This window comes from Dokdonella immobilis (genome assembly GCF_900115085.1).
GTDB lineage: Bacteria > Pseudomonadota > Gammaproteobacteria > Xanthomonadales > Rhodanobacteraceae > Dokdonella > Dokdonella immobilis.
Genome location: NZ_FOVF01000018.1, coordinates 67,785 through 89,812 on the forward strand (window position 1 = coordinate 67,785; position 22,028 = coordinate 89,812).

Here is a 22,028-nt window from a genome sequence, read left to right on the forward strand (position 1 = left end):
GGTTCGGCTAGCCGCCCCCCTCGTCGAGCAGGCGCACGCCGGGCAGCTTCAGCACGAACTCGGGGCCCATCAGCAGCGACGGCGTGTAGTAGCCGCCGGCCGGCGAGTTCGCGAGCAGGTAATCGACGACGCCGAGACTCGCACTGACCGTCAGCGCATAGCCATTCGGCGTCATCAGCGACAACGATTCCTCGCCACCGACGGCATTGCGCACTTCGCCCCAGACCTGGCAGCCGCTGCGCGCGCGCCGCTCCTGGTCGGGTCCGGCGATCTGCCCGGCCTTGCTGGTGAGGAACTTCTGCACCGGCGCCAAGGCCAGCAGCCAGCGCAGGTGGCGCAGCCAGCGGATGCGCGCAATGGTTTTCTCGGGCATGACCATGTAGGTCTCGACATTGGCGATGCCGGTCGAAACGAAGGCGGTGTAGACATCCCCCCAGGGGATCGTCATGGCCGTGCGCGGGCTGCCGTCCTCGCGCACGAACTCGCGCGACTTCCAGGCCAGCGGCACTTCGACCAGCTCGCCGTCGATGCGCGCACGGCCGCCTTTGGCCAGGCCTTCGACGCTGGTCCTCGCCGTGCCCGGACTGGGTCCGCCGCCGGCCTCGAAGGCGAGCACGAGGTGACTCGCATCGGGCAGGCGCTGCTTGAGCATGGCGGCCAGGCAATCGGTCGGCACGACGTCGAAACCGGTTCCCGGAAAGACCACCACGCCGTCATGCCGGGCGCGCCGGTCGGTGCGGTGGCAGAGCGCGAAGACGTCGATTTCCCCGGTGATGTCGAGGTAATGGACGCGCTGGCGAAGACAGGCCTCGAGCAGGGGCTCGCAGGTCCGCGAAAACGGTCCGGCGCAGTTGAGAACGATACGCACGCCGTCGAGATTGCGCTCGATCTCGGCCGGGTCCTCGAGTTCGAAGACGCGCCGGGTCAACGCGTTGGCATGCGCGATCGCTTCCAGCGCGTCCCGATTGCGTCCGGCCAGGACCGGCTTGAGCCCGCGCTTGACCGCTTCCTCCACGATCAGGCGGCCGGTGTAGCCATTGGCGCCGTAGATCAGCAGCGGGGTCATGTCGAAGCTCCGCGCTGGCGCACCCGCTGCATGAGCTTGCGAAAATACAGGGACGGGAACCAGCGCTTGATGCGCCACAGCTTGCGCACCTCGGCGCTCGGCAGGATCAGGAATTCGCCGTGCTCGACCGACTTGTAGATCGCCTCGGCGATGTCGGCGGCGCTCTCCCTGGCGTCACGCATCAGGGCCGTGGCCATCTTCAGGGAATACGTGTCGGGTGCGCGGAACCCCTCCAGCAGATTGGTCTGGAAAAAGCTCGGACAGACCACGGAAACCCTGACCCCGCTGCCCTCGAGATCGGCACGCAAGCCTTCCGAGACGGTAACCACCCCGGCCTTGGCCGTGGCATACGTGGCCATGCCCGGCCCGCCGGCCAGGGCCGCGAACGAAGCGATGTTGACGATGTGGCCGGCACCCTGCTCGACCAGGACCGGTCCGAACAGGCGGCAGCCGCGCACGACGCCGAGCAGGTTGATGTTGAGCATCCAGTGCCAGTCGTCCATCGAGGCATTGAGCACCGAGCCACCGCCGCTGACGCCGGCGTTGTTGATGACCAGATCGACACCCTCCCAGGCGGCGAGGACCTCGTCGCGCAGGCCCTCGAACGACTCGTCGTCGCCGACGTCGACCTGAATGGCCATCGCGCCGATGCCGAAGCCGGTGATCAGGCCGACCGTCTCGCGGGCCCGATCGAGGCGGATGTCGGCGCAGGCGACACGCCAGCCCGCTTCGGCATAGCGGAACGCCAGGGCGCGGCCAAGGCCGCTGCCAGCGCCGGTGATGAGGACACGTCTTGATGGTTCCATCGGGACACCTGCTGGGGTTCAATAGCACGTTGGTGCCGGCGGGGCCGCGTGGCAGCGGGGCATCCTGCCGGGTCCGCCCGCATCCGGCACCTCGTGCGGCCGCGACCGCCATCCTACTAGGACATCGAATGCACTGGCCAAACTGGACGAAAGGACTCGAAACGCGCTTGCGCATACTTCTGCTCGGCGTTGCCGTGCTGGCCAGCGTGGCCCTGCCTTACGCGATCATCCGCAACAGCGCGAACGAGACCCTGGCCGCATCCGAGTGGGTGGTTCACTCGGCCGAGGTCCGCGAAGCCCTGCTCGAGCTCGAGTTCAACATGAGCGAACTGGAAAGTCTGGTCCTGCTCGACCTCGTCGAGGTACCCCCCGGCGAAAGGCGGCCGCGTTACGAGGCGATCCGCCCGCGCATCGAACCGCTGATCGATCGCCTGGCCGACATGACCCGGGACAATGCCGACCAGCAAAGCCGGATCGGTTCGCTCAGGGTGCTGCTCAAGGGCCGCCTCGACACGCTCGATACCGCGCTGCAGCAACTCAGGCAGAAGAATTTCGACGCCGTTGCGCGCACCCTCAAGCAGGGCGCCGAAACGTTCGGCTCGCGCGAGACGTCCTCGGCGATCGTCGCTGCCGAGACTGCGCTGTTCCAGCAGCGCCAGGCCAGACTGGCGGAGTCCATGCTTTTCTCCCGCTGGACGGTTGTCGCCGCACTGGTCGCCCAGCTGCTCCTGCTCGGCTCCGTGATCTTCGTGTCGGAGCGGCAGGTGCTGCACCGCCAGGCTGCCGAAGCGCGTGCCCGACTTGCGGTCGAACGCTCGCGGATCATCGTGCAGACCATGCGTGAACCGATCGCGGTGCTCGACACGTCGTTGCGCGTGCTGATGACCAACGAAGCATTCGGCGAGTTCTATCGCCCGCCCGAGGGCGAGCCAAGCGGCGCCCGCCTGGAAGAGCATGGCGACGGAGCCTGGGACAGTCCGTCCCTGATGCAACGCCTGCTCGATGTGGGGGCAAGGGGCCGCGAGCTCTGGGATTTCGAACTCGAACAGGCCAGCGCCGACGGCATCGAACGCGACGTGCTGGTCAATGCCAGGCGCATGGAACTGTCAGAGGATGCCGAGGCGGCCGGCGAACGTACCATCCTGCTCACGGTCAGCGACATCACGGCGCGCAAGCGCTATGAAAAGCGCATCAGCGAACTCAACGAGGACCTCGGGGCCAAGATCGAACAGGTCTCCGAGATCAACCGCGAACTCGAGTCGTTCAGTTATTCGGTCTCGCACGACCTGCGCGCACCCTTGCGGCACATTGCGGGCTTCGCTGCAAAACTGGGCGAGCACATCGGCGATGCTGCCGACGAGCGTTCGCGGCATTACCTCGAGGTGATCAGCGATGCGGCCCGGCGCATGTCGAGCCTGATCGAAGACCTGCTCGAGTATTCGCGGCTCGGCCGCAGCGCGCTTCGGCTCGGTCCGGTCGACATGAATGCCCTGGTCGCCGAACTGCAGGCCATGTACGAAAGCGGCAACGAGGAGCGCTCGATCAACTGGCGGATCGGCCGCTTGCCGACCGTCATCGGCGACGAAGGCATGCTGCGGAGGGTCTGGCAGAACCTGATCTCGAATGCAGTCAAGTACACCTCCAAGCGCGAGCGCGCCGAAATCGAGATAGGCGCAGACAGCTCCGGCTCAGGTGAAGTCGTTTATTACGTTCGTGACAATGGCACCGGCTTCGACATGGCCTACGCCGGCAAGCTGTTCGGGGTGTTCCAGCGCCTGCACAAGGCTTCGGAATTTCCCGGCACCGGCATCGGCCTGGCCAACGTGCGTCGCATCGTCGGCCGCCTCGGCGGCCGCACCTGGGCCGAAGCCGAACCGGACAAGGGCGCCAGGATTCATTTCTCCCTGCCCGCCGTGGCCGCCGCCATTCCAGACAAAGTGAGCCATCATGAATCGTGAGATCAATACCATCCTGATCGCGGAAGACAGTGCGGCCGACGCGGAAATGGCCATCGACGCGCTGCGCGCGGCCAAGCTGGCCAACCCGATCGTGCACGTCGAGGACGGCGTCGAGGCGCTCGACTACATGCTCCACCGGGGCGCCTTCAAGGACCGTGGCAAGGGCAATCCGGCCGTCGTCCTGCTCGACATCAAGATGCCGCGCCTGGACGGCCTCGAAGTACTCAAGCAGATGCGCGACAACGAGCGGCTTAAGCGGATTCCGGTCGTCATCCTGTCGTCCTCGCGCGAGGAAAGCGACCTCATCGAAAGCTGGAACCTTGGCGTCAATGCCTACGTGGTCAAGCCGGTCGATGTCAGCCAGTTCTTCAGCGCCGTGCAGATCGTCGGCCAGTTCTGGGCTGTGCTCAACGAGTTTCCGCAGCAGGAATAGCGTCCATGGCGAATCCGGGCGAGGACGAAGCGCTGCGCGTGCTGGTGGTCGAGGACGAGGCTCTCGACGCCGAACTGATCCTCGATCAGCTCGGTGCCGATGGCCTGCGCCTCGACTCGCGGCTGGTCGACGAGGAAGCCGGCTATCGCCAGGCGCTGGAAGATTTCAACGCCGATGTGGTGATATCGGACCTGAGCATGCCGGGTTTCAGCGGTTATCGCGCGCTCGAGCTGCTGCGCCAGAAGGACAAGCTGCTGCCCTTCATCTTCGTTTCCGGGACGATCGGCGAGGATGCCGCGATCCAGGCCCTGAAGAGTGGCGCAACCGATTATCTGCTCAAGGAGCGTCTCGCCCGCCTGCCCTCGGCGGTTCGCCGTGCAGTTGAACAGGCACGCGAAGTGCAGGCGCGCGAGCGCGCCGAATCGGAACTGATGCGCGCCCAGCGCTTCGAAAGCCTGGCCATGCTCGCCGGCGGCCTCAGCCACGACCTGCGCAACGTGCTGCAGCCGCTGATGTTGACCGCGGATGCGCTGAAGGAGCGTGACGAGGAAGAATTGCGCAAGCACGGCGAGCTGGTCGGCGACTGCGCCAAGCGTGGTCTCGAGATGGTCGCCTCGATGTTGTCTTTCGCGCGCGGCGCGCACGTGAAGACCGAGCAGGTCCGGCTCTCGGCGCTGTTCGATGCGCTTGGCATGCTGTTGCGTGGCAGCGTTCCGAGCAACGTCGACCTGGTTCTCGAAAACCCCGATGACGAGGTCGTCATCGAGGGCAACCATACCGAGCTCCAGCAGTGCCTGCTCAATCTCTGCCTGAACGCCCTGCAGGCGATGCCGGACGGCGGCAACCTGACCCTGTCGGCGGAACCGGCCGAGATCGACGATGCATTCTTCAGCGAAGGCGAACTGCAGTCGCCCGGCGCTTACCTGAAGCTGCAGATCAGCGATACCGGCATCGGCATGGACGAAGCGGTGCGCTCGAATCTGTTCAGGCCGTTCTTCACCACGAAGAAGACCGGCACTGGACTGGGCCTGCTGTCCTGCAAGCGCATCGTCACCAACCATCGCGGTTACCTGCGGGTCCTCAGCGAACCCGGCAGCGGTACGACCTTCGAGGTCTACCTGCCTGTCGGCGACGCGGACACCGGCCAGGACGAAGCCCTGCCGACCCGGGGCGGCCAGGGCGAAACGGTCCTCGTCGTGGTCGAACGGCTGGGCAAGCAGACCATGCTTTCGGACACCCTAGAGCTGAATGGCTACCAGGTCAACACGGCGGGCAGCGGCTCGCATGCGCTGCAGAAGATCGATGCGCTGGGTCTCCCCGACATCGTCGTCATGGACGCCGATCTCAGCCTGATGTCGGGCGTGCGGACGATTTCGGCGCTGCTCGATCGCGGCTACGATGGCCCGCTGATCCTGCTGGTCAAGCAGGGGCAGACGATCGATCGCGAGGACCTGCCGCCGATCCGGCACATGCGTTTCATCGAGAAGCCGGTATCGGTCAACCTGCTGCTGCGCAGCGTGCGCGAGGAGCTCGACGCCCCCGACGACGAGCACTGACGCTGCCCGCGCTCAGCGCCGCGGACCAGGCTGGGCGAACAGGACCTCGGCGCGCTGGAACAGTACCCATGATGTGGCGATGTACTTGTCACCGCCGCGCGGCATGTTGCCGCGATGCGTGTGGGTAAACCCGGCCGGTGCGATCAACAGCGAACCGGTCTGCGGCACCACCTTGCGCTGCTGGTGCAGGAACTCGGTTTCGCCCTCGGCGAACGCGTCGTTCAGATAGACCGACCAGAGCAGGATCCGATGCAGGGTCTCGCCGTGGCTGTCGCCGATCTTCGGATAGAGCTCGCAATGCCAGTACGGATAGCCGCCCTGGTTGGCGAGATATTTCTGGATGTTGATCGTGCCGGGGCGGAACAGCTTGACCATAAGCTGCTGCAGGCGATCGTCGGGCATGCCACGAATCGTCGTGGCATCGAGCGCGACCAGTTCACCGGTCTCGGGGTCGGGCATCTGCAGCGACAACGGTGCGATCGCCGTGTGCGGATATGTGCGCACGTAGCGCATCAGCGCCCGCATCATCGCGCTGTTGAGCAGGTTGGCGGCGCCGCTCCATTCCGCATAGTCGTTGATGCAGATGTCCCAACTGTCCTTCAGGCGCGTGTTGACGCCACCGCCGGTCTGTCCGCGGATGGCCTTGCCGCTGGCCTCGAACTGTCGGATCAGGGTCGCGCAGTCGCGCTCGCTCAACGCGGCTTCGTATACTTCAATAAAATCGGCGTTGATTTCGGGTGCCATGGTCCGTATGGAAGGTCGGTCAGAAAGCCTGGAAGACGATGCCAGCCCCGAGGCCGGCAAGCAAACCGGCTGCGAGGTCGCGCCAGACGTGCCGGCCCAGGGCCAGCCGCGACCAGGCCACGGCCAGACCGAACACAGCGAACCCCGCCAGGGCCGCCAGGTAACCGGGCACCAGCGCCGCGAATGCAATGAAGGCGACATGCAGCGAAAGCTTGCACCAGCGACCAAGAATCAGGGCGAGCAGGATGATCGCTGCCGACAGCGCGAACGCCAGCGCGAGCCGGGTTGGAGCGGGCAGGCCCAGGGCGACCGCTGTGGCGAGCGAAAACAGGCCGAGCAGGAACCGGTTCAGCTGACCGCGCTCGGCCGGCGCGCTGGCATCGACGTGTTGCCACTGGCCCCGGCTCACGCGCAGTACCGAATAGGCGAGCACGAGCAGACCCAGCGACGCCAGCCCAGCCATGATCGCAAGGGTCGGCTGCGCGTCGAGGCCGCGTTCGCGCGCGGCTAGCCCTGCGGCCACTGGCATGACGAGCATCGGATGGCCAAGAATCGAAACCGCGCGAGCGAGCGCTTCCGTCCCGCTCATGCGCTCGTGGCCTTCCGCTTGAACACCCGCCGATACACTCGTTCGCCCATGGCGTCATTGTCGAGGGCGGTTCGCGCCGACGGCAAGCAACATTCGAACAGACACTGCTGACAACACGTTGTCAGCAGCTCCCCGCTAACGTGGCCGGCGTGCGATCCCGCACCCTTTCACGGAGTCCGACATGCTCAACCCCAATGTTCCAGCCTGGTTCGAAATCTCCACCGCCGACCTCGATCGCGCCGTGCGCTTCTACGAGGCAGTCCTCGAAGTGAAACTCGCCCGCGAACAGATGGGCGGCAATTCGATGGCGGTGTTCCCCTATGGCGGCAAACCCAACACCAGCGGCGCCCTGATCCGCGCCGAGGACTGCGAGCCGTCGGTACAGGGTTGCGTGGTCTATCTCAGCGTCGACGACCTGCAGCCGGTGCTCGAACGGGCGATCGCGCTCGGCGGCGACAGCATCGTACCGCGCACCGCCCTGCCCGGCGACATGGGCTACTTCGCCCAGTTCATCGACAGCGAAGGCAACCGGGTCGGCCTGTGGTCGCCGAAGTGACGGGCGCGCAGCGGCTCGGCGGGCCCCGGCAACCACTTTCGGACCCGCCCGGACCGTGACCCCGTCGTGCACACGCCAGCTTCGCCATTGGCCGTGGCCGGACGAACGGCGATGATGCCCACATGCGCCGTGCCGACCGTCTCTTTCTCATCATCCACTCCCTGCGCGGGCGGCGTTCGGCGCTGCCCGCGCGGGAGCTCGCCGCGAGCCTCGCGGTCTCGCTGCGCACGATCTACCGCGATATCGCCGACCTGCAACTGTCCGGTGTGCCGATCGAAGGTGAAGCCGGGGTCGGCTATATCCTGCGCAAGGGCGCGGACATCCCGCCGCTGATGTTCGACGCCCGGGAACTCGAAGCGCTGGTCGTGGGCACGCGTTTCGTGCGCGCCTTCGCCGGCACGCGCCTGGCCGCCGGTGCGCGTTCCGCACTGATCAAGATCGAGGCCGTGCTGCCCGCCGATCTGCGTGCCAGGGCCCAGCGCTCGCGGATCTTCGCCCCGGGCGGATGGCAGACCCCGGCCGCCCTGATCGACCAGCTCAACGAGGCCATCGAACACCGCTGGGTCGTGCAGCTCGACTACCGCGACGAGGCTGGCAGCGCCAGCCTTCGAGAGGTAGAACCGCTTTGCCTCGCTTTCTGGGGCAGCAGCTGGACCCTCGGCGCCTGGTGCCGGTTGCGCGCGGCTTTCCGTAATTTCCGACCCGATCGCATCGCCGCCATCGAGATCCAGCAGACCCCGTTCGCCGAGCTGCCCGAACGCGGTTTCGATGCCTACCTGCGCGCCGTGGGCGCCGGTGCGGTCCAGGACCTCGGTTGAGCGCGGCGGGCTCCGCTGCTTGGCCTTGCCTCGCCGCTGACGTGGCACGCGCTGTACCCGGAATGCAGGCGACGCTTTCAGACTCTCCCTAGATCACGCGCAGGGTGATCGCCTTGAGCACGGCGCGCGTACGGTCACGGGTTCCGAGCTTGTCGAGAATGTCGGAAACGTAATTCTTCACCGTGCCTTCGGCGAGGAAGATCGAACGCGCGATCTCCTTGTTCGAGTAGCCACCGGCGAGCAGGCGCAGGATCGCGATCTCGCGCTCGTTGAAATTCGCCTTCGGGGCATCCTGGTCGCGATAGGCATAACGCGCACGCACCGGGTCGGTGGCGACCGGCTGCAACAGCGATTCGCCGCGCGCCACCGCGACGATCGCGTCATGCAGGTCTTCGGGCGCGGCATCCTTGAGCAGGAAACCCTGCGCGCCGGCCTCGACTGCCTCGAGCAGCAGGGTGCTGTCGTCGAACGTGGTCAGCAGGATCACCGGCGTGCCGTCGCCGTCCCTGCGCAGGCAGCGCACGGCCTCGGGGCCGGCCAGGCCAGCCATGCGGATATCCGAGAGCACGACATCGACCGGCGTCGCCTTGAGCGCGGCAATCAGTTCGGCGCCGTCGGCGGCCTCGATCGCGACCACGAGGTCGCCGAAACTTTCGAGCAACGCCTTGAGGCCGGCGCGGACCAGGGCTTGATCGTCGGCGAGGGCAATGCGCAAGGGCGGGCTCATGCGTCCGGTATCCAGGCCGTCAGGCGGAATCCGGGCGCATTCGTGAACTCGATGCCGCCGCCGAGTCCTTCGAGGCGTTCGCACATGCCACGGATGCCATTGCCGATCCGCAGGCTCCTCGCGCCACGCCCGTCATCGCGCACCTCGAGGATGAGACGATCGCCTTCCCGGCCGAGCCGCAACCAGACATTGTCGGCCGACGAATGCCGCGCCGCATTGGTCAGGCCTTCCTGGGCCACGCGCAGCAGCGCCTGGGCCTGGGCAAGGTCGTCGACACGGGCATCGGCGGCCAGGTCCAGGTGCACCTTCGGGCGTGGAATCGGTGCGGCCAGTTCCTCGATCGCTCGGCGCAGGTCGAGGCCGTCGCTCTCGCGCATCTGGCCGACCACGCCGCGAATGTCACCGAGCAGTTCGTCGGCCAGGTTCGCCGCCGTGGCCAGGGCCGGCGGCGCACCGGCCGGATCGCGCGCGAGCAGGGCCAGCTGCAACTTGAGCGCGGTCAGCTTGTGGCCGGCCACATCGTGCAGCTCGCGAGCCAGGCGCAGTCGCTCTCGATCCCGCGCACTCTCCTCGAGCAGGGAATGCGTCGCCAGCAGATGCGCGTTGACCTGGGCTACGTCATCACGGGCGCGCTCGGCCCGCTGCGCATAGATTGCCGTGGTTGCCGCGAAGGCCTGGAAGCCGGCATAGACGATGGTCAGGGTCACGGCGCTGGCGCTATGCCAGTATTCGCTGAAGACCAGATAGAGGATCGCGTTGAGAAGCAGCGCGAGCGCGCCGAACAGGCGCGCCGATACCTGCGTCGCCAGCTGCGCCACCGCGATCACGAGCAGGACCGGCGCAAACCCCTCATGGTCGAGCATGCACACGGTCAGGCCGATCGCGCACTGCGCGGCGATCAGCGGCAGGCGCAGCGGCGAGGGTCCGCTTTCGCACAGCATGCAGGCGAGGAAGCAGGCGATAAAGCCGAGCAGCAACGCAACGATCAGGACCAGCTGTCCTGGAGGCGCATGGCCAAGGATGCTACTGGCCACGGCAGCCCAGGTGATGACCCCGGACAGACACAGTGGCTCGAGCAGATTGCGCAGGCGGGGCAGGAAGGGCATGCACGAAGTCCTTGGTCGGCGCCGACAGCATCGGCCGATCACGGCGACGACTCAAGACACCGGCGGTCATTGGTGACTTGTGGCAGGGGAAATCGATGACCCCCGGCATCTGGGCGTGCTCACGCGGCCGGCGCACCCTTCTCAACCCCTGCCAATCAGCCTGCCCGGAGATCGCCCGATGATTCGCGCCATTCTTGCCGGTACCCCGATCGCGGTATACCTCCTGTTCGCCTGGCTGGTGTGGAACGGCCTGTCGCGCCTGCACGCCCGCCGCGTACCGATGACCCGCGTCGTCATCGTGCCGCTGCTCTTCATCGCCTGGGGAAGCGCCGGCCTGGCCGGGCGCGATGTCGGCGTCGTCGGGCCCTGCCTGCTGGCGATCGGCCTGGCCTCCGGTCTCGCCGTGGGCACCCGCGTGCAGATCGAACCTGGCCAGCGGTGCGTGCTGCGACCGGCCAGCGTGCTGCCCTTGCTGCGCAATGTGTCGATCTTCCTGGCCCACTACGCACTGCATGTCGCGGCTGCCATAGAGCCGCAACGCCAGGCCACCCTGATGCGAACCGACGCGGCCGTGTCGGCCCTGTGCGCCGGATTTTTCATTGGCTGGCTGATTCGCTTCGGGCGCGCCTGGCGGCGGGCGACCCAGGCGAACCGCGTCCTGGCGCCGCCCGTCCAGGCCCTGTTGCACCCGCCGATGCGGTGATCACGGTCTGGCCATCGGCTGGCACGGGGCGCCGGCGCACCGCGGCCACTTGATCAATGCTTGCCCGGGGATGCGATCATGTCGGCTGGTTGCAACTCGGGGTATGCGATGAGGATGCTTAGTGCGGGTCTTTTCCTTCTGGCTCTGGCGATTCTGCCGGCCACTCCGCTGCCGGCCCAGCCCGCGCCCGCGGATACCGCCGACCAGCGTTTCCAGGCGATCTACGAAAAGGAATGGAACTGGCGCAAACAGCAGTTTCCCGGCCTCGACGAGGACAAGGATGGCGCTGAGCGGATCCGCCGTCTGCCGAGCGTCGATGCCGCGACCCAGCGCGAGCGCCTGCGGGTCTGGGACGACGTGCTGCGCCAGCTCGATGCCCTGTCCGTGGCCGAACTGTCGGCCAGCGAGCGGATCAATTTCGCCATCTACCGGCCGCAAATCGTCGACCTCGCCGCCGACATCCGCTTCGGTGCCTACGAAGCGCCATTCAATGCCGATTCCTCGTTCTGGTCCGAACTCGGCTTCATGACCCGCAAGCCCCTGCGCAGTGTCGAAGCCGCGGAGGACTACATCGCTCGCCTGAACGACATCCCGCGCTACTTCGACGAACAGATCGTCAACATGCGGGCCGGCCTCAAGCGCGGTTTCAGCGTACCGCGCGCGGTCCTGCCCGGGCGCGACGCATCGATCGCGGCGGTCGCCGAGCTGACCGATCCCCGCGCCAGCGAGTTCTTCAACCCGCTCAAGGATCTGCCGGCGTCGATGGACGTCGAGCGCCAGGAATCGCTGCGTGCGAACGCCGAGGCTGCCATCCGCGACCAGGTCATCCCGGCCTACGCCAGGCTGCTGACCTTCTTCCGCGACGAATACATGGTCAAGGCACGCAAGACCCTGGCCGCGGAGGCGCTGCCCAACGGCAAGGCCTTCTATCGCCAGCAGATCCGCCAGTTCACCACGCTCGACCTCAGTGCCGATGCGATCCACCGGATCGGCCTCGACGAGGTCGCGCGCATCCACGAAGAAATGCTCGCGACCATGCGCGAAGCCGGATTCGAAGGCAGTTTCGCCGACTTCCTCGTGTTCCTGCGTACCGATCCGCAGTTCTACCCGAAGACGCCCGAAGAACTGCTCATGCGCGCGGCCTGGATCGCCAAGCGCGTCGACGCCAGGCTCTCGCGCTTTTTCGGCCTGCTGCCGCGCGCGCGCTTCGGTATCGAACCGGTGCCGGCCGACATCGCGCCGTTCTGGACCGCCGGGCGCGGCGGGGCGACGACCTACTGGCTCAACACCTACGACCTGCCCTCGAGACCGCTGTACAACCTGCCGGCCCTGACCCTGCACGAGTCCGCACCAGGCCATTCGATGCAGCTGTCGCTGGCCGACGAGCAGAGCGGCCAGCCGGCATTCCGCCGCAATGGCTACATTTCCGCCTATGGCGAAGGCTGGGGTCTGTACGCTGAAAAGCTCGGCATCGAGATGGGCATCTACACGACGCCGTACGAGAATTTCGGCCGGCTCACCTACGAGATGTGGCGTGCCTGTCGGCTGGTCATCGATACCGGCCTGCACAGCAAGGGCTGGAGTCGCGACAAGGCGCTGGCCTATCTTCGCGATCACACGGCACTGAGCGAGCACGAGGTCACCACGGAAGTCGATCGCTACATTTCCTGGCCCGGCCAGGCCCTGAGCTACAAGCTCGGCGAGATCCGCATCCTCGCCCTGCGTGCCGAAGCCGAGCGCGAACTCGGTGCCGACTTCGACATCCGTGCCTTCCACGACGCCGTGCTCGCCCAGGGCTCGGTGCCGCTGCCCGTGCTCGACGAGCAGATCCACCAGTTCATCGCCGAGCGCAAGCAGACGGCCGAGGCCAAGCGCGCGCAGACGCCATCACCCGCGCCAGTGGGAGCGCAATAGCTGCCCTTGCAGCGCCTCGGCCCGGCCAGGGCGGCGTGGCTGTCGATGCAGCGCTTCAGCGCTGATCGACAGGGGCCGGCTTCTTTTCCACGGCCTTGGCCGCCGCAGCCTGGCGACCCCACTCCTCGATCAGCTTGGCGCGCGCGTCGCGCCTGCTCGGCGAGGGTTCCGGCGTCGCTGCGGCGGCCGCTTCGGGATTGCCGGTGTCGATGTAGCGCAACAGCCGGTCGATCTGCAGGGCCAGGACCTGGTCGACCGCAGGGGCAATCTGGTCGAGGCCGCTCGCGCTCGAGCCGTTGACCCGATAGTCGACGTCGAGCCGGGTCGTGTCCTCGTCGCCGGCTTCGAGACGGAAACTCAGGATGCCGCTCACTGCCAACTCCTGCAGCGGCCCCAGCGCGCTGTCGAGGCGCAGCAGTTCGTTGTCGCGGACCATGATCACGCGGCCGTGCTCGCTGCTGCCCTGCTTCCAGCGTTCGCAGAAGCAGCCACCCGCCTCGGCCTTGAGGCTCAGGTTGGCGGCGTCGCCCGACCAGGTGTGCGCGCTGCTCCACCAGTGCTGCACGGCAGTGATCGCAGCATAGCTGCGGGCCGGCGGTGCAGCCACTTCGGCGGCAAACGCAATCGTGAAATGATCGGGCCCGGACTGCAGCACCTCGGCCTGCGCCGTGGTCGCGAACGCGAGCAGCGCGAAGAATGCCGCACGAACGGTTTTCATGCCTGGGCTCCAGCGGTTTGCGGAGGCCGCATCTTCATCCCCGCCGGGGTTTGCCGCAACCGGCAGGGCGGCGGCTCAGGCGTCCGCGTCGGTGGCCCAGCCTTCGCCGCTGCCGCGCTGGAAGACCCGGTCGCTGTCGAGCACGGTACCGGCCGGGAACGAATCGAGCCGGGCCAGCTCGGCGTAGATCGGCACGAAATCGGGCCGCGTCGCATCCATCAGCTGTTCGAAGCTGTCGATCACGAAATAGGTCTTCTGGTAGGTGTCGATGCGGTAGCGCGTGCGCATGATGCGCTTGAGGTCGAAGCCGATCCGATTCGGTGAGGTCGATTCGAGGCTGTGGATCGACTCGCCCTTCGAGGAGACGATACCCGAGCCGTAGATGCGCAGTTCACCGCGCTGGCGGATCAGGCCGAACTCGACCGTGTACCAGTACAGGCGGGTCAGGTTGACCAGGGCCTCGGCGCTGACGCCGTGTGCCTTCACGCCACCGCGCCCGTAGGCCTGCATGTAGTCGGCGAAGACCGGATTGAGCAGCAGTGGCACGTGGCCGAACAGGTCATGGAACATGTCCGGCTCGGCGATGTAGTCGATCTGGTCGGGCCGGCGGATCCACCAGGTCACCGGAAAACGCCGGTTGGCGAGGTGGTCGAAGAAGGTCAGTTCGGGCAGCAGGCCTTCGACGCCGATCAGCTCCCAGCCGGTGGTCTTCGCCAATACCTCATTGAGCTCCTCGAAGCGCGGGATCTGCTCGGCCGACATGCCGAAACGCTCCTGGTTGTCGATGAACTCGTCGCAGGCACGGCCCTTGAGGATGTCGCGCTGGCGCCGGAACAGGGTTGCCCAGGTAGCGTGATCCTGGGTGCTGTAGCTGTCCCATGGCTGGTCGACCACGGCCGTCGTGTAGACCGGCACGTAGCCCTTGTCGGTCAGCTGGTTTTCGACGCGGCGCGGTTCGGAGGACATGGCGGGGACCCGGTTTGGTACGACCTCCCATGCTAGAGCGTTTGCCGCGCAACAGGATTGCAAACTTGCTCTCTGTTGGCCTGCCGGCGCATATTGATTGCGTCAAGTTGCCGGCTGGCGCAATTAATGACCGCATCTTTGCTGAACGCTCTCGATCGCACCGACCTGCGCATTCTCGCCCTGCTGCAGGGCAACGGGCGCGCGACCAATGCCGAACTGGCCGAAGCGGTCAGCCTGTCGGCCTCGGCCTGCCTGCGCCGCGTGCAGCGCCTCGAGGCCGACGGCGTGATTGCCGGCTACGCGGCCCTGGTCGATCCGGCCGCGGTCGGCCTCGGCCTGCAGGCCTTCGTCCGCGTCCAGCTCGAAAAGCACGGCAGTGCCGAGGTCCAGCATTTCGTCGAACGTGTGCAGAGCTGGAACGAAGTGGTCGCCTGCCATGCCCTGACCGGCGAAATGGACTACCTGCTGCACATCGTGGTCAGCGATCTCGAGCACTTTTCGCGCTTCCTGCTCGACAACCTGCTCAACGAGACCGGTGTCGCCGACGTCAATTCGAGCTTCGTCCTGCGCACGGTCAAGCAGACCCGCGCGCTGCCGCTCGATCACCTGCTGCGCTGAGCGACCCGCTTCAGTGCACGGTGTGCGTGCCGTCCTCGTCGCGTATGCGCCGCGGAAAAGGAATCACCCGTCCCGTTTCGGCGTCGGCCCCGTCGCGCTTCCACAGCACCGGCACCGCGTGCGGTCGCGGCAGCTCGAGTTCGGCATCGGTCTCGTCCGTTTCCTCATCCTCGTCCTCCCAGCTGTAGCGTTTGCGCGGCGGTTTCGGGTCGAGCCGGAACAGCAGGATGGCGGCGGCGATGCCGGCCAGGGCGCCGGCCAGGTGGTACTCGAACGAAACCTGCTCCTCGCGCGGCAGCACGGTCAGCAGCATGCCGCCGTAGAAGAAGAACACGACCAGCGAGATCGCCACGCCGAGCCGGTCGCGCCGCAGCAGGCCGGTCAGGAACAGGAAGAACATCAGGCCGTGGTTGATGCCGCTCATGCCGACGTGCACCGACGAGCGCGCGAACAGCCAGACCCCCAATCCGGCCAGCAGCCAGATCATCGGCAGCGCGATGCGCGCCGCGCGCGGGTAGGCATAGAGGGTCAGTGTGGCCAGCAGGGCCAGCGGCAGCGTGTTCGACATGAGGTGGGCGAACGAAGCGTGTACGAGCGGCGCGCTGAGGATGCCGACCAGGCCGGGCAAGCGGCGCGGTTCGATGCCAAGGTCGCTCATCGGCCAGCCGAGCAGCCAGCCACCGAGCCAGACCAGCCAGATCCCGAGCACCAGCACGGCCGCGCTGAACACCGCGTAGCGAATACGTTCCTGGTCGAACTTGACGGCGGTACTGCCGGGATCGGGGGTCGGCGGGGCGATGTCCATCGCACCGAGGTTGGGTCGCGCCGGGCCGGCGCAAGGGCGCCTCGCGGTCGGCGATAGTGCGGCGCCCGCCGTTCGCGCCCTGCGGGTTCCGAAAAACGTGCCAGCCCGATCTCGGGTCGGTCGCGTTTCGGGACCCAGGCAGGAATCGTCAGCGTGGGCGCGGGCATGGGGCCCCGGGAAACCCGGGAGTGCACTATCCGCGCAAGCGCAACTCGTTCGGACTTCCGGCGGTTCCGGCAAGCGTGGCTCGAAACTTGCTAAACATGCTTGTTCAAGCCTTTGAGTCGACATGAATTTCCATATTCCAACCGCGATGCAGCTGACGGCGACGATGACCCTGGTCATGGGCCTGGCCCTGGCGTTCGCGATGACCGGCTACCCGCGTACCCTGCAGCATCCGATTCGCCTCTGGGTACGCGGATTGCTGCTGCTGCCCTTCTCCTTCGTGCTGTTCGCGCTGCGCGAGCAGATTCCCGACTGGCTTTCGATCGTCCTTGGCAACACGATCCTGGTCGTCGCATTCGCCCATATCGTCCAGGCCCTGCGCGCGTTCAACCGGCGCAGCGATACGAGCATCGCCCTGGTCGCCCTGGTCGGCGTGACCATCGTCGGCGAAATTCTCCTGACCTACGTCTGGCCGACCCTGAGCGGACGTATCGGCCTGCTCTCGGTGGTCATCTCGACGATGCTGGCGATCGGCGTCCATGCGATCTACCGCAAGCCGGAGGCCGCTACGCGACCCGAACACATGGTCGCCACGATGCTGCTGATCGGGGTCGCGATCCTGATCGTGCGGGCGATCGTGACCCCGGATACCCATATCGCCGTATTGACCATGTCGACACCAATGCAGGGCGTGGTCTTCACCTATGCGTCGCTGATGCCGGTGATCGCGACCTCGGGCTTCCTGCTGATGTGCGGCGAGCGCCTGAACAAGGATCTGGCCCGCCTGGCCACCCTCGATCCGCTGACCGGCATCTTCAATCGGCGGACCATGGCCGAACTGGCCCAGAAGGCGGTCGCCGCGAGCAAGCGACACGGTCGCGCGCTGTCCCTGCTGGTCCTCGACATCGACAACTTCAAGCGCATCAATGACCAGTTCGGACACGAGTCCGGAGACCTTGCGCTGTGCCGGGTAGTCGAACTGGTCCGGACCGAGCTTCGCGAATCGGATCTGTTCGCGCGGATCGGCGGAGAGGAATTTGCCGTGATCCTGCCCGACGCCGATGAAACGTCCGCTACCGCCATGGCCGAACGCGTCCGACTGCGCCTGTGCAATGCCGGCTTCGCCATCAGCGGCTGGCCGATCGAGCTGCAGGTTTCGATCGGCGTCGGCACCCTCGGGCCCAAGATCAGCGACCTCGAGACACTGTTCCGACACACCGATCGGGCCATGTACGCGGCCAAGCGCGCTGGGCGAAATCGCGTCGTCAGCGTCTCCCAACTGGCCCGCCAGGTCCCCGCGCCAGCCGGTGACGACGATGCGCCCTGAGCGGCGTCATGCAGCGGCCGCGCGCCCCCCGTCACGGTGGCGCACTGGCGTTGTCCACGACCCCTTCGTGGTGTAGCTGGCCGACGCCTGCCGGGTCGGGCACGGCGTGGCTCGCGGGCTGGCCTCAGGCCAGAGCCCGCGGCGGCGCCCGGCACGGAATGGGGCACGATTCTTGCTGCACTTCGGCGACAGGGGCGGGCGCGCGATGAACTTCAATATTCCTACGGCCATGCAGATGACGGCGACGCTGACCCTGCTGGTCGCGCTCGTGCTGGTCTATGCGGCGCGGCAGTTCCCCCACGCCGTGCAGCTGCCGATTCGAATCTGGATCCGCGGCCTGCTGCTCCAGTGCATCCCCTACTTTCTCTATGCCACCCGCGAATACGCGCCCGAGTGGCTATCGGTGGTGCTCGCGGATAGCCTCATGGTGGCCGCCCTGGCCGTGCAGATGCACGCGCTCAGATGCTTCAACCTGCAGCCTGACCAGCGCGTCCACATGCGCCTGATCGTCGCCGCCACGATCATCTTCGAAGTCCTGCTGACCTATACCTGGCACAGCATGCGCGGGCGCCTCGTGCTGGTCTCGCTTGCGATCGCCGCGATCGCCTGTTTCGGCGTCGATGCGATCTACCGTCGGCGCACCGTGACCCCGGCCGAGCACATGGTCGGCATCCTCCTGCTCGCCGGTATCGTCGTGATGGTGCTGCGTGCGCTGATCGTGCCGGCGACGAGCATGCTGGATGTGACGATGTCCTCGCCGATGCAGGGCGTGGTATTCACCTACGCGGCCTCGATGCCGGTCATTTCGACGGTCGCTTTTGTGCTGATGTGTGGCGAGCGCGTCAACGCCAACCAGTCGCGCCAGGCCATGATCGATCCGCTGACCGGCGTCTACAATCGACAGGCAATGGCGGAACTGGCCAACAAGTCGATTGCCCTGGCCCGCCTGGATCGGCAGCCGTTGGCCCTGCTCAGCGTCGACGTCGATCATCTGGCCCGCTTCAACGAGGATTTCGGCTACGACGTCGGCGACCAGGCCCTCTGCCGCGTCGTCGACATCCTGCGCGCGACGGTGCGGCTCGAGGACGTGTTGGCCCGGGTCACCGGCGAGCGCTTCATGGTCCTGCTGCCCGAGGCCGACGCCGAGACCGCGTTCGAGCTGGCCTGCGAAATGCGCAAGCGGGTCGACGAATCCGGGTTCTCCAGCGGCGGCTGGCCGGCACCCTTGCAGGTATCGATCGGCGTGACCGTTCTCGACGACGAGAAGGCAGATTTCGACCAGCTGCTGCGGCGAGCGGATCAGGCGCTCAATTTGGCCAAGCGCGCCGGCGGCAACCGTGTCGCCGGCAGCGATCGCTTCGAAACGACGGCGGAACCGGCCGCAACCGCCGCCGTCGGCGCCTGACCGGCTCAGTCAGGTCGCGGGATCAGGCGGCTCGCCACCAGCGAACCGCCGATCAGCAGGGCGACCATGCCGAGCGAAAGCCCGATCGGCACCTTCCAGACATCGACGATCAGCATCTTCAGGCCGATGAAGGTCAGCACCCCGGCGAGGCCGTAATTGAGTAGGTGGAAACGCTCGGCCATGCCGGCGATCAGGAAAAACAGGGCACGCAGGCCGAGTACGGCGAACACGTTGGAGGTCAGCACGATGAACGGATCCTCGGTGATCGCGAAGATGGCCGGAATCGAATCGACGGCGAAGATCACGTCGGTCACCGCGAGCAGCGCGATCACCACGAACATCGGCGTGAACCAGCGCACGCCGTCCTTGACCACGGTCAGCGCGCTGCCGTGGTACTCGTTGCTCAGGCGCAGATGGCCGCGCATCCAGCGCATCAGTGGATTGGCCTCGAAGTCGGCCTCGTCGTTCGGTGCCCGGATCATCTTGATGCCCGTGTAAACGAGAAACGCGCCGAACAGATAAAGGATCCAGTGGTAGCGCGCGATCAGTGCGGCGCCAATGAAGATCAGGATCGCACGCAGGACGATGGCGCCGAGAATGCCGACCATCAGCGCGCGCTGCTGGAGCTCCGGGCTGACGCCGAAGCGAGTGAAGATAAGCAGGAAGACGAAGATGTTGTCGATGGCCAGCGCCTTCTCGACCACATAGCCGGTAAGGAACTGAAGCGCGGTCTCGTCCGCCACCTGCGAACCGCCGTGCCCGTCGAGCCAGTACCACAGCCCGAGGTTGAACAGCATCGCGAGGGCGATCCAGGCCACGCTCCAGAGCGCAGCCTCCTTGTAGGACACCTTGTGCGCGCCGCCAGCGCGCAGCACGACGAAGTCGATGATCAGGGCGACGACCACGAGCAGTCCGAAGGCGGACCAGAGGCCGGGGGTACCGATCGTATGCATCACGAAAACTCCACCTGCAAAAAAGGCCCCGCGCCGGGGACGGCATGCGGGGCCTCGGTGGATTCCGGGCACAGCTTCGCCGTCGTACGGCGAAGGTCTTGCTCGCAGGATTCGGTGCCTGGCACCGGAAACTGCCTGCCGGACCGGGACCGGCGGGGCGGTCCGTGCTGACGATCACGGCAACGGGAGAGCTACTCCCCTTCGTTTACGAGGTCGACTCTAGCCGAATGCCTGCCGAAAGTCATGGGGGCCTGCGGTAACAATTGGTAACGGGAATGGGGAATGGGGAATGGGGAGAAGGCGTCGCGAACCCCGGCAGACTCCAGGCTGTGGACCTTCGGGACTCTGGGCCACCGGCCTGCCGTCGTAGGAGCGCCTTTAGGCGCGATGCCTTCCTCCTTGGCCACATGAATGTATCGACTGGGCAGGAAACCGCGGCCTGGTGCCCCGGACCGACACGCGCAGGCGATCGGATTCCTGCCGGCCAGACCCGAAAAACCGTCCTTCTGTCGCCATCGCTTATCATGCGCCGATGAGTATCCATCCCCCCGGGCCGCTGCCCGTCGTCCAGCTCAAGATCGAACGTCGTTCCAACCATCCCTGGATCTACCAGAAGATGGTCGAACGCCCGGAGCCCAAACCCAAGCCCGGCAGCATCGTCGAAATCGTCGATCGCAACGGCGAGTTCGCTGGCCGCGGCTTCTACAACGGCCACTCGCGAATCACCCTGCGCGTGCTCAGCGCCGACCCCGACGAACAGGTCGACGAGGCCTTCTTCGAGCGCAAGATCGCCGCCGCGATCAGCCTGCGCCGCGACCTGCTCAAGCTCGATGCGGTCACCGACGCCTACAGACTGGTTCACTCTGAAGGCGACGGTCTGTCCGGCCTCGTCGTCGACCGCTTCGCCGGAACCCTGGTCATCGAATTCTTCTCGGCCGGCATGTACAAGCAGCGCGAACTGATCCGCCGCTGCCTGCTCGAGCACTATCCCGACAGCACGATCTACGCCTACGCCGAGCAGCATGTGCAGAAGCAGGAGAGTTTCGACTGTGCCGTGCCGCCGACGCCCGAGCCGACCGTCATCCATGAGCACGGCGTCAAGTTCCATGCTGCGCCCGGCAGCAAGCACAAGACCGGGTTCTTCGTCGACCAGCGCGACAATCGCCTGACCCTGGCCGGCTTTTGCGAGGGCAAGCGCGTGCTCGACCTGTGCTGCAATTCGGGTGGATTCGGCATTACCGCGAAGACCATCGGCGGTGCCAGCGAAGTGGTCGGTGTCGATCTCGACGAGGAGATCCTCGAAATCGCCGAGAAGAATGCCTATCTGAACAAGGCCCGCGTGCGCTTCGTCCAGGCCGACATCTTCCACTGGCTGCGCGATTACGCCGGCAACAAGGCCGAGAAGTTCGACGTGGTCATCCTCGATCCGGCCAAGATGACGCGCGACCGCGAACAGGTCATACCGGCGCTGAAGAAATACCTCGACATGAACAAGCTCGCGATGAGCGCGGTCAAGCCGGGAGGCATGCTGCTCACCTGTTCGTGTACCGGACTGGTCAGCGAAGACCAGTTCCTCGACATGCTGCGCCGCGCCGCGTTCTACGCCGGTCGCACGGCCCAGGTGCTCAAGGTCAGCGGCGCCGGCGCCGACCATCCGTGGCTCGCCCATGTTCCCGAAAGCCGTTACCTCAAGGCGGTGTTTTGCCGTATCGACTGACGCGAGCGCGGGCGCTGATCCCAACAGGCGGAAGGCTCTTCCTATAAAGACAGCGCGTGGAGACCGCGCCGGCTTCGATGGCAGCCGAGGCGTTTCCGCTTCGTTGTTGGGTGCGCTGGCGCTTACCTCAACCTACGGGTTGCGGGGGCAAGAGCTTGCGTTGGCTGGCGCAGACTTCGATGGCCGGGACTGCGTTGCCATTACGTTGTAGGAAGCGGCTTCAGCCGCGATGCTTTCCCCGCATCGTGCCGAAAAGAATCGAGCCTAAAGGCTCTTCCTACAAAGAGCGCGCGTGGAGACTGCGCCGGCTTCGATGGCAGCCGAGGCGTTTCCGCTTCGTTGTTGGGTGCGCTGGCGCTTACCTCAACCTACGGGTTG

Annotated in this window: 21 protein-coding genes; 11 read left to right on the top strand and 10 right to left on the bottom strand. The window is 66.2% G+C overall.

Annotated features, from left to right (window positions below; translation table 11 throughout):
* Nucleotides 1–7: 7 nt before the first annotated feature.
* Nucleotides 8–1,066: a saccharopine dehydrogenase family protein gene (locus BM125_RS12710; protein WP_092408532.1), complete on the bottom strand. Its 1,059-nt coding sequence runs from the start codon at nucleotides 1,064–1,066 to the stop codon at nucleotides 8–10.
* On the bottom strand, nucleotides 1,063–1,872 hold the full coding sequence (locus BM125_RS12715; protein WP_092408534.1) for an SDR family oxidoreductase: 810 nt from the start codon (nucleotides 1,870–1,872) through the stop codon (nucleotides 1,063–1,065). The genes BM125_RS12710 and BM125_RS12715 overlap by 4 nt, the downstream gene beginning before the upstream one ends.
* A 167-nt stretch (nucleotides 1,873–2,039) precedes the next feature.
* Between BM125_RS12715 and BM125_RS12720 the strand changes: the two genes are divergently transcribed.
* From BM125_RS12720 to BM125_RS12730, 3 genes are read left to right on the top strand one after another with little or no spacing between them, the layout of a single operon-like run.
* Nucleotides 2,040–3,830: a sensor histidine kinase gene (locus tag BM125_RS12720; protein ID WP_245778914.1), complete on the top strand. Its 1,791-nt coding sequence runs from the start codon at nucleotides 2,040–2,042 to the stop codon at nucleotides 3,828–3,830.
* On the top strand, nucleotides 3,820–4,263 hold the full coding sequence (locus BM125_RS12725; protein WP_092408538.1) for a response regulator: 444 nt from the start codon (nucleotides 3,820–3,822) through the stop codon (nucleotides 4,261–4,263). The genes BM125_RS12720 and BM125_RS12725 overlap by 11 nt, the downstream gene beginning before the upstream one ends.
* 5 nt (nucleotides 4,264–4,268) lie before the next feature.
* The gene (locus BM125_RS12730) at nucleotides 4,269–5,819 is read left to right on the top strand and encodes a sensor histidine kinase (RefSeq protein ID WP_092408540.1); all 1,551 of its coding nucleotides are present in this window, start codon (nucleotides 4,269–4,271) and stop codon (nucleotides 5,817–5,819) included.
* A gap of 12 nt (nucleotides 5,820–5,831) precedes the next feature.
* On the opposite strand, the gene BM125_RS12735 is transcribed toward BM125_RS12730, so the two are convergent.
* Both BM125_RS12735 and BM125_RS12740 read right to left on the bottom strand, forming a co-directional pair.
* A complete protein-coding gene (locus BM125_RS12735; RefSeq protein WP_092408542.1) occupies nucleotides 5,832–6,563 on the bottom strand; it encodes a 2OG-Fe(II) oxygenase in 732 nt (243 codons plus the stop codon).
* Between the two features lie 19 nt (nucleotides 6,564–6,582).
* Nucleotides 6,583–7,152, bottom strand: a complete 570-nt coding sequence (locus BM125_RS12740; protein ID WP_139224994.1) for a hypothetical protein — start codon at nucleotides 7,150–7,152, stop codon at nucleotides 6,583–6,585.
* A gap of 181 nt (nucleotides 7,153–7,333) precedes the next feature.
* Between BM125_RS12740 and BM125_RS12745 the strand changes: the two genes are divergently transcribed.
* Together BM125_RS12745 and BM125_RS12750 are read left to right on the top strand one after the other, a co-directional pair.
* The gene (locus BM125_RS12745) at nucleotides 7,334–7,708 is read left to right on the top strand and encodes a VOC family protein (protein WP_092408546.1); all 375 of its coding nucleotides are present in this window, start codon (nucleotides 7,334–7,336) and stop codon (nucleotides 7,706–7,708) included.
* 122 nt (nucleotides 7,709–7,830) lie between these two features.
* Nucleotides 7,831–8,526 (top strand): helix-turn-helix transcriptional regulator, encoded by a 696-nt coding sequence (locus tag BM125_RS12750; protein ID WP_092408548.1) that lies wholly within the window; start codon nucleotides 7,831–7,833, stop codon nucleotides 8,524–8,526.
* A gap of 88 nt (nucleotides 8,527–8,614) precedes the next feature.
* Here BM125_RS12750 and BM125_RS12755 read toward each other — a convergent pair whose 3' ends face one another.
* Together BM125_RS12755 and BM125_RS12760 are read right to left on the bottom strand one after the other, a co-directional pair.
* A complete protein-coding gene (locus BM125_RS12755; protein WP_092408550.1) occupies nucleotides 8,615–9,253 on the bottom strand; it encodes a response regulator transcription factor in 639 nt (212 codons plus the stop codon).
* Entirely contained in the window at nucleotides 9,250–10,359 is a 1,110-nt protein-coding gene (locus BM125_RS12760) for a sensor histidine kinase (protein WP_092408552.1), read from the bottom strand. Before BM125_RS12760 ends, BM125_RS12755 begins: the two co-directional genes overlap by 4 nt.
* Nucleotides 10,360–10,537: 178 nt before the next feature.
* Between BM125_RS12760 and BM125_RS12765 the strand changes: the two genes are divergently transcribed.
* Together BM125_RS12765 and BM125_RS12770 are read left to right on the top strand one after the other, a co-directional pair.
* On the top strand, nucleotides 10,538–11,062 hold the full coding sequence (locus tag BM125_RS12765) for a DUF6622 family protein (protein WP_092408554.1): 525 nt from the start codon (nucleotides 10,538–10,540) through the stop codon (nucleotides 11,060–11,062).
* Between the two features lie 78 nt (nucleotides 11,063–11,140).
* Complete coding sequence (locus BM125_RS12770; protein WP_092408556.1) at nucleotides 11,141–12,976, top strand: DUF885 domain-containing protein; 1,836 nt, start codon at nucleotides 11,141–11,143, stop codon at nucleotides 12,974–12,976.
* Nucleotides 12,977–13,031: 55 nt separating this feature from the next.
* Here BM125_RS12770 and BM125_RS12775 read toward each other — a convergent pair whose 3' ends face one another.
* Both BM125_RS12775 and phhA read right to left on the bottom strand, forming a co-directional pair.
* Nucleotides 13,032–13,694: an SRPBCC family protein gene (locus tag BM125_RS12775; protein ID WP_092408558.1), complete on the bottom strand. Its 663-nt coding sequence runs from the start codon at nucleotides 13,692–13,694 to the stop codon at nucleotides 13,032–13,034.
* A 75-nt stretch (nucleotides 13,695–13,769) separates the two neighbouring features.
* Entirely contained in the window at nucleotides 13,770–14,660 is an 891-nt protein-coding gene (gene phhA, locus BM125_RS12780) for a phenylalanine 4-monooxygenase (protein ID WP_092408560.1), read from the bottom strand.
* Between the two features lie 126 nt (nucleotides 14,661–14,786).
* On the opposite strand from phhA, the gene BM125_RS12785 reads away from it, so the two are divergent.
* Nucleotides 14,787–15,278 carry an Lrp/AsnC family transcriptional regulator gene (locus tag BM125_RS12785; RefSeq protein ID WP_217647866.1) on the top strand — a complete coding sequence of 164 codons (492 nt, stop codon included), beginning with the start codon at nucleotides 14,787–14,789 and terminating at the stop codon, nucleotides 15,276–15,278.
* Nucleotides 15,279–15,288: 10 nt separating this feature from the next.
* On the opposite strand, the gene BM125_RS12790 is transcribed toward BM125_RS12785, so the two are convergent.
* Nucleotides 15,289–16,083, bottom strand: coding sequence for a rhomboid family intramembrane serine protease (locus tag BM125_RS12790; RefSeq protein WP_175498069.1), 795 nt, complete (start codon nucleotides 16,081–16,083; stop codon nucleotides 15,289–15,291).
* 289 nt (nucleotides 16,084–16,372) lie between these two features.
* Here BM125_RS12790 and BM125_RS12795 point away from each other — a divergent pair, with 289 nt between their 5' ends.
* A complete protein-coding gene (locus BM125_RS12795) occupies nucleotides 16,373–17,575 on the top strand; it encodes a GGDEF domain-containing protein (protein WP_092408564.1) in 1,203 nt (400 codons plus the stop codon).
* A gap of 205 nt (nucleotides 17,576–17,780) precedes the next feature.
* Nucleotides 17,781–18,980, top strand: coding sequence for a GGDEF domain-containing protein (locus BM125_RS12800; protein ID WP_092408566.1), 1,200 nt, complete (start codon nucleotides 17,781–17,783; stop codon nucleotides 18,978–18,980).
* Nucleotides 18,981–18,985: 5 nt separating this feature from the next.
* Here the strand turns inward: BM125_RS12800 and BM125_RS12805 are convergent, their stop codons facing one another.
* Nucleotides 18,986–19,933 (bottom strand): TerC family protein, encoded by a 948-nt coding sequence (locus BM125_RS12805; RefSeq protein WP_092408568.1) that lies wholly within the window; start codon nucleotides 19,931–19,933, stop codon nucleotides 18,986–18,988.
* 532 nt (nucleotides 19,934–20,465) lie between these two features.
* Between BM125_RS12805 and BM125_RS12810 the strand changes: the two genes are divergently transcribed.
* A complete protein-coding gene (locus BM125_RS12810) occupies nucleotides 20,466–21,650 on the top strand; it encodes a class I SAM-dependent rRNA methyltransferase (protein WP_092408570.1) in 1,185 nt (394 codons plus the stop codon).
* Nucleotides 21,651–22,028 lie beyond the last annotated feature (378 nt).